At 48.9% G+C, this 12,528-nt stretch carries 11 protein-coding genes and 4 tRNA genes; 11 read left to right on the top strand and 4 right to left on the bottom strand.

Annotated elements, in window-relative coordinates; all coding sequences use genetic code 11:
* From LLG46_01345 to pheA, 11 genes are all read left to right on the top strand, one after another.
* On the top strand, window positions 1-393 hold the full coding sequence (locus LLG46_01345; GenBank protein MCE5321938.1) for an ASCH domain-containing protein: 393 nt from the start codon (window positions 1-3) through the stop codon (window positions 391-393).
* A gap of 11 nt (window positions 394-404) precedes the next feature.
* Complete coding sequence (locus LLG46_01340; GenBank protein MCE5321937.1) at window positions 405-2,141, top strand: glycoside hydrolase family 2; 1,737 nt, start codon at window positions 405-407, stop codon at window positions 2,139-2,141.
* A gap of 106 nt (window positions 2,142-2,247) precedes the next feature.
* Window positions 2,248-2,323: transfer RNA gene (locus LLG46_01335), tRNA-Val, on the top strand.
* Window position 2,324: 1 nt separating this feature from the next.
* Window positions 2,325-2,401: transfer RNA gene (locus tag LLG46_01330), tRNA-Asp, on the top strand.
* 52 nt (window positions 2,402-2,453) lie between these two features.
* Window positions 2,454-2,529, top strand: a tRNA-Phe gene (locus LLG46_01325).
* Between the two features lie 25 nt (window positions 2,530-2,554).
* Window positions 2,555-2,629: transfer RNA gene (locus LLG46_01320), tRNA-Thr, on the top strand.
* A gap of 15 nt (window positions 2,630-2,644) precedes the next feature.
* Window positions 2,645-3,433, top strand: coding sequence for an NTP transferase domain-containing protein (locus tag LLG46_01315; GenBank protein ID MCE5321936.1), 789 nt, complete (start codon window positions 2,645-2,647; stop codon window positions 3,431-3,433).
* A gap of 490 nt (window positions 3,434-3,923) precedes the next feature.
* Window positions 3,924-6,368, top strand: a complete 2,445-nt coding sequence (locus LLG46_01310) for a heparinase II/III-family protein (protein ID MCE5321935.1) — start codon at window positions 3,924-3,926, stop codon at window positions 6,366-6,368.
* Between the two features lie 239 nt (window positions 6,369-6,607).
* Entirely contained in the window at window positions 6,608-7,465 is an 858-nt protein-coding gene (locus LLG46_01305) for a glycosyltransferase (protein ID MCE5321934.1), read from the top strand.
* Between the two features lie 136 nt (window positions 7,466-7,601).
* Complete coding sequence (gene prs / locus LLG46_01300; GenBank protein ID MCE5321933.1) at window positions 7,602-8,801, top strand: ribose-phosphate diphosphokinase; 1,200 nt, start codon at window positions 7,602-7,604, stop codon at window positions 8,799-8,801.
* Between the two features lie 56 nt (window positions 8,802-8,857).
* A complete protein-coding gene (gene pheA / locus LLG46_01295; protein ID MCE5321932.1) occupies window positions 8,858-9,922 on the top strand; it encodes a prephenate dehydratase in 1,065 nt (354 codons plus the stop codon).
* A gap of 36 nt (window positions 9,923-9,958) precedes the next feature.
* Here the strand turns inward: pheA and LLG46_01290 are convergent, their stop codons facing one another.
* The 4 genes from LLG46_01290 to LLG46_01275 all read right to left on the bottom strand — a co-directional run bounded on the left by LLG46_01290 (window position 9,959) and on the right by LLG46_01275 (window position 12,513).
* Window positions 9,959-11,044: a hypothetical protein gene (locus LLG46_01290; GenBank protein ID MCE5321931.1), complete on the bottom strand. Its 1,086-nt coding sequence runs from the start codon at window positions 11,042-11,044 to the stop codon at window positions 9,959-9,961.
* An 82-nt stretch (window positions 11,045-11,126) separates the two neighbouring features.
* On the bottom strand, window positions 11,127-11,756 hold the full coding sequence (locus LLG46_01285) for a prepilin-type N-terminal cleavage/methylation domain-containing protein (protein MCE5321930.1): 630 nt from the start codon (window positions 11,754-11,756) through the stop codon (window positions 11,127-11,129).
* Window positions 11,731-12,105: a type II secretion system GspH family protein gene (locus LLG46_01280; protein ID MCE5321929.1), complete on the bottom strand. Its 375-nt coding sequence runs from the start codon at window positions 12,103-12,105 to the stop codon at window positions 11,731-11,733. Before LLG46_01280 ends, LLG46_01285 begins: the two co-directional genes overlap by 26 nt.
* A 6-nt stretch (window positions 12,106-12,111) precedes the next feature.
* Window positions 12,112-12,513: a type II secretion system protein GspG gene (locus tag LLG46_01275; protein MCE5321928.1), complete on the bottom strand. Its 402-nt coding sequence runs from the start codon at window positions 12,511-12,513 to the stop codon at window positions 12,112-12,114.
* Window positions 12,514-12,528: the final 15 nt, after the last annotated feature.

The raw sequence follows: 12,528 nt of genomic DNA, 5'->3' as shown, positions 1-12,528 counted from the left end.
ATGTTTGCAATCAACTTCTATCCTGAGCTTTATGCGGATGCACTTATGCGAGGGCGCAAGAGTGCGACTATCAGGCTCGGTGACAAGTCACATAAATATCAGAGTGGCCAGATCATCTGGATAACCGTTGGTCGGCGATATCAGGTGCGTCAGAAACTCTTTACGGCCATTATAGATGATGTCGTGGTCAAAAAAGTCGGCGACCTCACCAACATGGATATCGAAAAAGAGAACCTGGAGTTTCGCAGTGCTGAAGATGTAATGACCCTGCTATCGAGGATCTACGACCGCGTGGTAACTCCTATGGATACTGTGACCATCATCACATTCTCTCCAGTAAGAGAAGCCGGAAGCAGGGAAGAGTTCGAAGAGATATTTGACCGCTGGGTCTAATAAAGAGGAGTATGAAAGTGCTAAAAAAAGTGGTCACCCCTTTAGTGTTTTGCTGCCTATTTGTTGCCACCATGTGCCAGGCAAACAATGTTGATTTAAGCTATCCCCGTCCTGATTTTCGACGCAGTGAATGGACAAGTCTAGATGGCAAATGGGACTTTGCATTCGATGACAAAGATGCAGGCTTGAACGAAAAATGGTTTGCTGGGCATCACTTCAACCGCAAAATCAACGTTCCCTATCCTTATCAAGCAAAACTATCCGGTATCGGTGAGACTGAGCATCACAAAGTTGTATGGTATTCGCGCAGCTTTAACGTCCCCGAAAAGTTTTCAGGCAAGCATGTTCGCCTCAATTTTGGTGCAGTGGACTATGCCGTGACAGTGTGGATCAACGGCAAAGAAGCTGGTAAGGACGAAGGTGGCTATGTGCCGATGAGCTTTGATATCACCCCGTTCTTAAAGGATGGCGATAACCAGGTAGTCGTTAGAGTGTTCGATGATCCATATGATCCTGCCCAGCCGCGTGGAAAGCAGCGGCCAAGCGGTCAGAACCGGTGGCATTACACACATATTACAGGCATATGGCAGCCGGTTTGGCTGGAGGCTGTGCCCGGCAGCGCCATAGAGTCATTCAAGGTCACACCCAGGATTGAACCACGCGGGGCTGATATTGCAGTGAATGTGTCCGGCGGTGATGAAGTCAGGGTAACCGTTTTGCATAACGGCAGGAAGGTCACAAGCGTTTTAGCGCCGGTGAACAGCTCAAAGGCGCAGATCAGTCTGTCGATGCCTGACGCTCAGCTCTGGTCACCTGAGAACCCCGTGCTCTACGACATTGATCTTGAGCTATTGCAACACGGGATGCTTGTCGATAAGGTGCAGTCCTATTTTGGGATTCGCGCCATAGGCATTGACGGAAACAAAATTTTGCTCAACAACAAGCCGATTTGGCTGAACATGGCTCTGGTGCAGGGTTATTGGCCGGACGGACTGTTAACTCCGCCTTCGCCCGAGGACTTCGTGAAAGATATCGAGTGGTGCAAGGAGCTTGGTTTGAATGGGATCAGGATGCACCAGAAGGTGGAGGATCCACGTTTCTTGTATCTGTGTGATAAGATGGGGCTGTTGGTGTGGGGTGAGATGGCAAATGCGGCTGAGGGTCATTTTTCTTTGCGAGCAGTGCAGATTGCAAATGCGATATGGGAGCGAACAATCAAGAGAGATTACAATCACCCATGCATAATGGCCTGGACCTATTGCAACGAAGGCTGGATGCACCAGAAGGAAGATGCAGCTGAGGCCTTGCAGTATGTAAAGGCATATAGGCTCTTGAAGCAACTGGATCCCACCCGGCCTGTGGTCGACAACAGTGGGTGTCTGCATGTAAAAACCGATATTTTTGACGTCCATGGGCATGGCAACAAAGAGGTTATATCCTGGATGCGCGGTGAAGGTGGGCCGGAATGGCCTTATAATTATCAGGGTCAGCCTTTTATTCGCAGCGAATGGACATTGAACGATTTCGATAAGGCTGATGAGAAATGGTATAACAGTTATGTGAGTTGGGTTCTCGACACTGCCAAAACCGGCATGCTGTGCGGTCAGTGTTATGTCCAGCTCAATGATATAGAAACTGAGTGTAACGGCTACATGACCTATGACCGCAAGTGGAAAGTCGATGTGAAGCGCATAGCCGATATACATGCCGAGGCAACCCAAATATACGAGGCGGGATTGAAGCAATAGCTTTATCTCCAGCCAATGCGAATTTTGTGTTGACATCGGTATCGGCATATTGTTATAATTAACCTTGCGCAGGGGAAGATACCACCCTAGACGCCTGCTTAGCCATGGGCGAATAGCTCAGTTGGGAGAGCGCTTCCCTTACAAGGAAGATGTCGGGGGTTCAAGTCCCTCTTCGCCCACCATGGGGGTGTAGCTCAGTTGGTTAGAGCGCCTGCCTGTCACGTAGGAGGCCGCGAGTTCAAGTCTCGTCATCCCCGCCATTTGGTCGGAGGTTCGTATGGACCTCCGATTTGCAACATAAGCCCGGGCCGTGCCGAGGTAGCTCAGTTGGTAGAGCAGCGGACTGAAAATCCGCGTGTCGCCAGTTCAACTCTGGCCCTCGGCACCATTTATTATGGCCTTACCGCTGTCCGGCCGACGTAGCTCAGAGGTAGAGCAGGGCTTTCGTAAAGCTCAGGCCGTGGGTTCGAATCCCTCCGTCGGCTCCACCTGCAGAGGACATTTTGAACACCGCATGCAATAGAAAAATCACTAAAGCTGTAATACCTGCCGCGGGAAAAGGCACCAGGCTTATTCCCCTGACTAAAGCCGTCCCCAAAGAGCTTCTGCCACTTGGAAATAGACCCATCCTGGAATATATCATAGACGAGACAGCCTCTGCCGGCATCACTCAGGTGCTTTTTGTGATCTCTGAAAGCAAGACTGCAATACGCACCCATTTCGGGAACAAATCCGGTGGGATCGAGTTTGAATATACATTCCAGGACGAGCAAAAAGGTCTGGCAGATGCCGTATACTGCGCAAAGGACTGGGTTGGTGACGATCCTTTTGCAGTAGTGCTTGGTGATTCCATTATCACAACAGACCAAACCGTGCTCCCATTCAAACGAGTCCTGGATACATATGAGAACACCAGCGCGTCGGGTGTGATCGTGGTCCAAAAGACCCCGCTTGATGAGGTTTCACGTTACGGCATAGTCAAACCAAAGCACTCGGTTGCCCCAGAGTTCGAGATAGACGGCCTGGTCGAAAAACCCAGACCTCAGGACGCCCCCAGCGAGTATTCCATCGCTGGCAGATATGCATTCTCCCCAACGATATTTGACTGCATCAAACGCACACCGGTCGGCGCAAATGGAGAGTATCAGATCACGGACTCAATAGGCTGCATGCTCGAAGATGGCAACAGGGTATGGTGTGTGGCGCTCGGAGAGAACGAAATTAGACGCGACATAGGAACCTTTGAAACATACTTCGAGGCTTTCGAGTTTTCAATAAAGCAGATTTCTTAACGTCAATATTATTATATACCGTCATAGAGACTCCTCAACCATATCCGGCAAGCATCTTTTCCAATTGAGCCTGCACAGATATTCTTGTTTTTCCGCATTACATCTCCATTATATGCGAATTCATTTACGGATTTTGATAGACATGTCAGTGTGAAAACCGGCCGTTTTAGTGCGTAAATGAACAAGAGCTAAAAAAACAGATAAATGAAATCGAATGCTTGTCAGACAATTCTCTGTGATTTCGATAGTAAATCGTTAATTTCGTGCAGGAGTTTGTATCGATTGTGGGGAAGTACTGTTCAGTTGTAGCTGGCAGGCAGCACGCTGTGTGAAATACTTGGATGATCGGTGTCTACATTGGCATCTTAATCCAACTGCTGTGCGATGCTGGCCAAGGCCTGCCTAGTAAGCCATCTTGCTCACGACTAGGATTGATCACGAGCAAAATGGTGACAGAGTTCCAAGAACTGGATAACTGGAGCAGAGCACAATGGTAGAATGGAAGCTAAGCGCAGCAGGCAAAGCCCTGCACTCTGCGCATGTTTCGGATGGCAGTATTAACATCGGGCAACTGGCGCGTGTTATAAATATGTCTCCGAGGCCGTTCGTGCTGATCAATGAACGTGAATTGAGCGTTCTGCGGCGTGGACTCACTAAGGACGGCTGGAAAAGAATCCTCTATTTACAACCTGCAGAACTTCGACACAATATTTACATGGGCGCCGGTGTATTGTCGACTGCAAATCAATGGCTGGAAAAAGATATTCATATCCCCAAGCCCATTACAGGGATGTGCCAGTTTGCATGCGAATGTGGCGTGGAACTAAAAATCCCGGAAGACCTTGAGATTCAAGAACAATACTTATGCCCTGCATGTTCGCGTAAATACTCAGGCGATATCTACGATAACGCGATTCGACATATGCAACATGCCCGCTTGGCAGGAGCAGCACTCTCACTGGCTCTTGTCTACAACATTGAAAAGGACAAAATCTACTCCGACAAGGCTGTCCAAATACTGCTTAAGTATTGTGAGTATTGTCAGGAAACAGGCACAATTAATAACTCCGATGCTGAAGCTGCATGGGCCATAGCAATAGCACAGGCTTATGACCTGACCTACTACTCCAGAAGTCTGAATGAGCACGACAGGGAAACAATTGAAACACAACTGCTCAAACCTCTTGCCGACAGATTCCGCGATCTTGGAGATGAGGGGATATCAGGAGCATGGTGCCTGTCTGCAGTCGGCGTAATAGGACTGAGTATCAAAGATGCCCACCTGGTCTCTGCCGCTATAGACTCCTTTGGGAAATGGATAAGGACACAAATTTATGATGGTGGAATTTTCCCGACAAACCTGAAAGAGCATTATAGCGCGACATCGGCTCTGCTGCATCTGGCTGAAGCTTGTTATCGCGGAGGGATCGACATTTTTTCCATGGGTTCACAGACTCAATCCCTTAAAGCAATGTTCCTTGCTCCACTAAACCTTATGTATCCGTCTTTCCGTTTCCCTGCACTGAGTGACGGAGAATTCGACTCGTTTCTTCCACTTGATCTATATGAAGTGGCATATAGGAGATGGGGTGATCCGGAACTGTCATGGGTATTAAAAAATGGCTATAAGTTTGGTCACGCTCCGGTAAACAACTATCAGTTCCAGCATCCCGAACTCTTTAGCAGGTCCGGATTTTATGCTTTTTTGTTCGGACGCGATTTGCCCGGACGTTCAGCAGTTCCATCTGTAAAAAGCGCCGATTACCCATCGCTGGGAATTTGTACATTGAGAAGCGGCGATGACCTGATGGCGACTATTGACTATTATGCCCATCGAACGAACAATCACCTGGGCAGACTGGGATTCACGTTTTCTGCTTGCGATGATGTTGTAGTTGCAGATTACGGCACGCCAATACAGTTCGATAGTGCAGTTTCCGAATGGTCGAGAAGCACTGCTGCACATAATACAGTGATGGTTGATGGGAAATCACAGTCGCTGTCAGGCAAAAGCGGACTTGCAGCCCTGTGTAATGGGACTTTCATTCAAGGAGCCGAATGTATAGCGAAGAACTGCTACCCAGGCGTAAGTCACAAGCGAAAGATTATAGTTTTGGACCGCATATGTATCATACTAGATACACTCACAAGTGATAGTGAGCATGAATACGACTGGCTGATGCACAGTCAAGCCATTGCACACATTCGTGGATGTTCGGAACCCATTACAGCACCGGAGCCAAACACTCCAATGATAAAATGGGACAAAGCATACAAGACAGTCAACGGATGTCGAGTCGATTGGCAGCTTTCAGATGCTACACTTGCTGCTGCAATATGGCACTCTAGCGGCGAAGGAATGCTTGCTCTTGGAAATTGTGCCACGCAAACTTCACACAAAAGCGTGTCGATATTGAGCTGCCGTCAACATGGAAGAGAAGTGGTTTTTCTTGCAGTGCTTACGCCATTACCTGCCTCAGATGAAATTACCATTGAGAGAAATGGAAACCTAATTACGCTCACAAAGAAAGAAAGCATCGATTATATGTTCATACGGGGATGCGACAATGTTGGGGAAGATATTGCTCACAATGGCGGTTTGGTACTCGAAACCGATGCAAGTTTTGCTGCGATCAGAGCCCATAATGGCATAGTCAGGTCTATGGTGATTTCTGACGGCTCCTGGCTGAAGTGGAACGGCACATCCATATTGGAATGCTCTTCACAAGTCGGCTGTCTTGAACTGGTATTTGAAGAGAGGGGTCCGCAGATGAAGTATCATGGTGAGGCCTCGGGTATGGTAAAGATCAGGACCAATGCACGAGCCCTGAAAGTAAACGGTGTTCGAGCACAAGCCTATAACACCGATGGCTATGCAACTCTGCGAATAACCGGGCATATGATTGCCGATGAAATGCATCCGCATAAGAATTAACCCAATGCTCCTGTCTTGGATATTTGTGCTAAGCAGGAGCACACTAATTTTGACGATTACAACCAGTTAGCCCGGATTATGCGGAAAGAGCATTATTCACGCTCCTCGTGTTTATTGCGAGTTAGTAGCAACCGGAAAATTTGCCGCAATTTGACTGCTTAACTCGATCATTTGAGAAACAATCGCACGGAAAGCCACTGGGAATTATTCAAAACACAATTCTTCCTTTGCACGCCACCTTGGCCAATTATCGATTTTGCGATACAATCATATGGATGGAAGCGCAAAATCCGAATGTGTCGGTTGTGGTTCCCGTCTACTGCGCCACGGATGAACATGAAGAATTCCTCCGCGAGGCTTTAGAATCGGTCGCCGCACAGACATACACTGATATCGAGCTTATAATTGTTGACGACCTCTCGCCACGAGACATCATGCCGATTGTGGAGGATGTCAGTGGGCTTAAGGACATCAGCATATTAAGGAACATTGTAAATGCCGGGCATGCCGAGTCTCGAAACGCGGGTATAAGAGTTGCAAGGGGGAAATACGTCGCTTTCCTTGACCATGATGACATTTGGCTGCCCGATAAACTGGCGCGGCAGGTAGATGCAATAGACTCGAACCCGGACGCCGCAATGGTCTTCTGCGATATGATAGTCTTTGGCGAGCATGTCAACAGACTGCAAATAGACCAGCGAATAATTCCGGAAAGGCCCAGCTTCTACTGGTTTGTGACGCATGGCAACTATACGGTTTCGGCAAGCGCGGTATTGATTAAGAAGCAGGTCATGCTCGATATAGGATTGTTCGACAGCCGTTATTCGACCTGCGACGACTTTGACGCATGGCTCAAGGTGCTGATGAGAACGTCCATAGTTCATATGCCTGAAAGCCTGGCGAAATACAGGCTGCACAATCTGAATGTGAACTACGGCGTCGACCGCCTGAATGATAACAGACTGCTGACGTCGTTGATATGGCAATACTGGCAGACAGCGCCGATGTGGGAAAAAATCAGGCTTCTGCCCAGGCTTGGACGTAAATACATAGGCAGAGCGTACTTTACGTTTTGCCGGTTTAGGAAATTCAAGTAGCCGTTTGAGTTATTGACTGAGGCTCTTGGCTATTCAAGGAATCGTGGCATGCACACACTCGCGACTGCTCCGCAGCACTGTAGTGTCTGCCACGAAGAAAACGAAAATGCTCCGCATTTTCGAAGGAGAAAACAAAGTGATAACCAGCGATACCCCGGTGCTAATAGTCGGGACGGAATCGGATAACCCTTTCGCTATCGACATAGGAGTCTTCTGCGGACAGGCAACCGATATCGCGGATATACTGTCGCTGAAAACCTTTGCCAACAGTGAGTTTTGTCCAAGGTTCATTAGCGACGAGAAGGACATGCTCGATATCGGCAAAAAACTCAAAGGCATTACAGTCGCGATGGTATCCACAGTCTCTAACACTCTCTCTCGAAACGAACTGAGCCTGAGAAGCTTCCTGGTCGCTCGTGCAGCAAAAGATAATGGAGCCGAGAAAGTAATCCTGATTGAGCCGGACCTCTACTACAGTGCCCAGGATCGCGGTCCGCGTCTCGAACATGGTAGTGTTGCATTCGAGCGCACACCGGAGGATTACAAAAAGTTCGACGGGCAGCCGTTTACCAGCAAGTTTTATGCCGAAGCTCTGACCCTGGCGGGGGTAGACACGGTCATCACGGTTCACAATCACTCCAGCTCGGTCGAAAAAACATTCAGCAACACCATGTCCGGCGGATTTGTAAATTTATCTCCGGCTGAGGTTTTTGCGGACTATATCAAGTCATCCGACGTCACCCCCAGCCTGCACAAAGGCAAAGGACTGTTGGTATGCGCACCTGATGCCGGAGCGAGGGACTTCGCCGCCCAGGTTCACGACAGTCTGGACATGCCGGCTGCAAACCTGCTCTATATGACCAAACAACGCAGGGATGAGCGCAATGTATCGGTCTGCGTGGATCCCGAATCGCCATGCGGCACCGATTCAATCGCGGGCAAAGATGTAGTTGTGTTTGATGACATGGTCCGCACCGGCAACACTATTCGGGAGTGCTGCAAGATTCTTAAGGATGCTGGCGCAGGCCGTGTGGTCTTCTTTGTGACCCACTTTTATTCTTCACCTGAGGTGCGTGAGTGTCTTAGCGCGCCGGTCATCGACGAGATCGTCACGACCAATACCCTTCCCTGCATCCTCAATCGTGATATGCAGGGACGGCTGAGGCGAAAGCTCACCGTGCTCAAACTGGAGAAATGGATATCGCGATGCCTGCTCGATTATCTGGGACTGGGGACTTCTCACCTGGTGTGGGAGGACTATAGCGTGGACATGTCTTCCAAGAACCCGCGCTGGATGTCGATGGCCGATATGCGCGTCAAATTCCCTGTTGAATAAATGGATTATCAGTCAAAGAGATAGACCCACTTTTGACTTTCAAACTTGAGGAAGAAATGGACATATCAGAATACCGCAAAAGAATAGATGAGATAGATAAGCAGCTTGTCGAAATGATTAACGAGCGTGCGAACTGCGCTCTGGAAATCGGCAAGATGAAAGACAAAGGCTCCAAGAGCATTTTTGCGCCGGAGCGTGAGAAACAAGTGCTTTCTGGAGTGCTCAAAAATAACAAAGGACCCCTAAGCGATGCCGCGATGAGCGCTGTATTTCGCGAGGTAATATCGGCCTGCCGAGCGCTGGAAAAGCCTATTAGTGTGTCATACCTGGGTCCGGCGGGAAGCTATTCTCATATTGCCAGTATCATGAAATTCGGAGACTCCACGGATTTCATCCCCGTCAACACTATACCGGACGTCTTTAGCGCCGTTGAGCATAGTGAGGCCAACTATGGCGTTGTTCCGGTAGAAAACTCCACAGAAGGAATTGTCAGCCATACGCTCGACATGTTCTTGCTATCGGACCTGCGAATATGTGCTGAGATATACGCACCTATATCACATAACTTACTTTCAGCTGGAAATGATATCTCCCAGATCAGACGGGTATATTCGATTGCACAAGCCATTGCTCAATGCCGCAACTGGATTGCGACCCACCTTCCCGGCGTAGAAATTTTAGAAGTTTCCAGTACGGCCAAGGGTGCAAAGATGTGTGAAGACTATCCGACCAGCGCCGCCATTGCATCCAACCTTGCCGCGCGCGAGTATGGTCTAAATATAATAGCCGAAGGAATTGAGGACAATCCGCACAACAGAACCCGCTTTCTGGTGGTCGGCAACTCGAAGCCTTCCCCCAGCGGCAAAGACAAGACCTCAGTGGTATTTGCAGTTCCCAACAAGGCCGGTGCGCTTTACCATGCCCTGACTGTTTTTGAAAGTCAGGCAATCAACCTCACGTTGATAGAGTCACGTCCAACCAAGCAGATGCCGTGGGAGTATATCTTCTTTGTGGACTGCCAGGGACATGAAAACGATGAGAATATGCAGAGGTCTCTGAAGAAACTCGGCGAGCAGGCGCTCTTCGTCAGAGTACTCGGCAGCTATCCTGAGGCTGAGTAGAACAGCCCGTATTATGCGCTTCCCGCAAAATGCGGGCTACAGCCCCGGCAGCTTTAACTGCCTCATCACATCGATTGTCAGCAGAGAGTTTCCATTTATCACAGATGTGTATTCGGTCGCAAATTCATCAGCAGATGCAGAGCCGTATATGGTCGGGTATCCTCTGATGTCGATTCCGCCGGTGCTTAGTGAATTGTGAGAATAGAGCAGTGCGCTGACATATCCGGAGCTGTTATTGATCGTAATCTTATCCAGCGTAATCAAAGCCAGGAATGAGCTTGAATTTGCAGAACTCAATGAGCCTGTTACAATTATATCGTCTGTTGCGACAAGAGTGTATGTGCCTGTGTATGTTCCGCTTACATATGCCTGGCCCATAACATAGATTACCCCGCCTGACAGCCCGTATATTGGGAAATTTATATTCGTATTATTCCAGTATACTCGTGATGCAATTGAATAATAGTAACTTAGGTCGATGCTGGGAAATGCAATTGCCGGGCTGTTGGGATATCGCGGTGTAGCCGCGCCGTTTGCAGTAATCGAGCTTGCAGCCCATGCGCCTGAAGTCATGGTGGTGCCGTAGTTTGTCAGCCATATTTGGCCATTTGTGCGCACACCTCCGTAGCCGTTATTGTTTATTATTGCATCACCTTCAATAATGCTTTTTTTGACACACAATGCATAGTGATAAGGCAGCAGACCCTGCACTATACGTTTGATAGTATGTTTGCAATTACCGTATGTTCCTGTAGACGTCACAAGCATCAGAGAAGTCTCTCTGGCTCCGTCATCAGTGGCTACAATATGGATTGTGCCTGATGTTGTATCAACATCAGTAGTATAAGGCAGCTTTTCACCCTGATAGTGGACTTTCCAGTAGGCATAGTCCACGCCTGCCTCGGCGAGATCGGCTGCTGCTTGCTTCTTTTGACGGCTGACCTGAGTAATATACTGACTTTCTGAAGATCTCAGCATTGCCAGCCCTAGAGTTATCCCCACAAGCAGAGTGGTAAGGGCAAGCAAATATGCCGCTCCGTGTCTTCTCTTGTAAAGATATGGAGATGCTTTCATGCTAAGTAAATCACGGTAGGTCGCTTGTATACCACTATAGTTTTTCACATTAGTAACACCACATACAATCGTGCAATTTACTAGGTCAGATTTCCGCAGGAAATGTGACTCGTTACTGACCGTAAATTGCTTAGTTCCTCAGGCAGAATGTTGCTGTCTGATTCAGGGTCTTTTGCGTCGTCTTGATCTTATACACCGACTCTGCTGTGACAAGCACACGGCTCAGGCCGTCACCTGCCGTTACATCGAAGCGGATAGACCTGAGCGGCGTTATCCTGCCCGGTCCGCCTACTGCATAAAGGCTCCATGAAAAATCCGGGGTTACAATTGAAGTTGTCGTGTTAAGCGAACCCGCCCATAATATATCTCCGTTTCTAGTAAAGCTGCCGGTCGTGTCAGAGAGATAAAACACAACCCACTGGCCGCTGCGTGTTTGCACTATGCCGTCCGACCACGTCGGCACGTAAATGCCATATGCCTTGTCCAGAGGCAAGTTGACGGCAAGAGTATCGTTCGTAGTAAAGCGTGTGGATACCTGCACTCCCATAGACTGAGTAATATACTCACCCAAACGATCGCAGGACATTGACACGGCAATAAGCGCATCGGATTCTCCCTGTTGTCGCTCCCAATCTCCTGCAATCGCAAAATACACCTCGCAAATACATCCAATAATAATAGCCGCAACCGTGCCTGCAATAAGCAGTTCAACAAGTGTGAATCCCTGATTAGCTCTATTTGGGGCTGATGTAAGTCTCATAAAATACCTTCTGGGTGCCGCTGCCCTCCGGCCAAGTGACAGTAACCGAGGCATAGATCAGCTTGGTGGCGCTGCGCGAGCCTGAGACTGGTGATACGCTTATTATTATTTTATTGCCGGACGGCAGACCGGTGACAGTTGAAGAGGGCCGGGTATAGCTCTGATTACTGCGCAGTTGTTCGATAGCGCTCTGGGCGGCGAGGCGTCCGATAGACATGCGCACCGCACGCTGCTGCGTCTCCTGTGCAGCTCTGCCCGCTGATAGCACGGCAAGCAGCCCTATGGATAGAAGCAAAACGGCGGCCAGCACCTCGACGAGTGTGAAGCCGCCGTTTCTGGAAGTGTTCATCTTCTTTTACGGTGCAGTAACTGATCCGTCAGAATGGTCGTATGTGAAAGCAACATTCTTGACAGGATCGTTCGGCACTTCCTGTAAATATGGACCATGATAGTCGGTGGTCGTCGTTAACGACGCCTCAGCTGTCCCGTTCCATATCTTGGCAGTCGTGCCGTCGTCTCGCGCAAGATCGTCCAGCGTAGATGGATAATAACCAGTATCGGTGTAAAAGAGCTGAACAGCGTTTCTGATGATCTTAAGATCGCTCTTCTGTGCAGACTCTTTGCTGCGCGAACCGGAGTCCATGAATTTTGGAAGGACAATAGCCGCCAAGACTGCAAGCACAACCACGACTACCAGCAATTCGACCAGAGTGAAGCCCAGGCTGCGCCTTCTGGCTTTCCCCAACAAATGATACATTTCAACAAACCCCCT

Source organism: bacterium (genome assembly GCA_021371935.1).
Lineage (GTDB): Bacteria > Armatimonadota > UBA5829 > UBA5829 > UBA5829 > UBA5829.
This window is presented reverse-complemented; position numbering and strand designations above follow the sequence as displayed.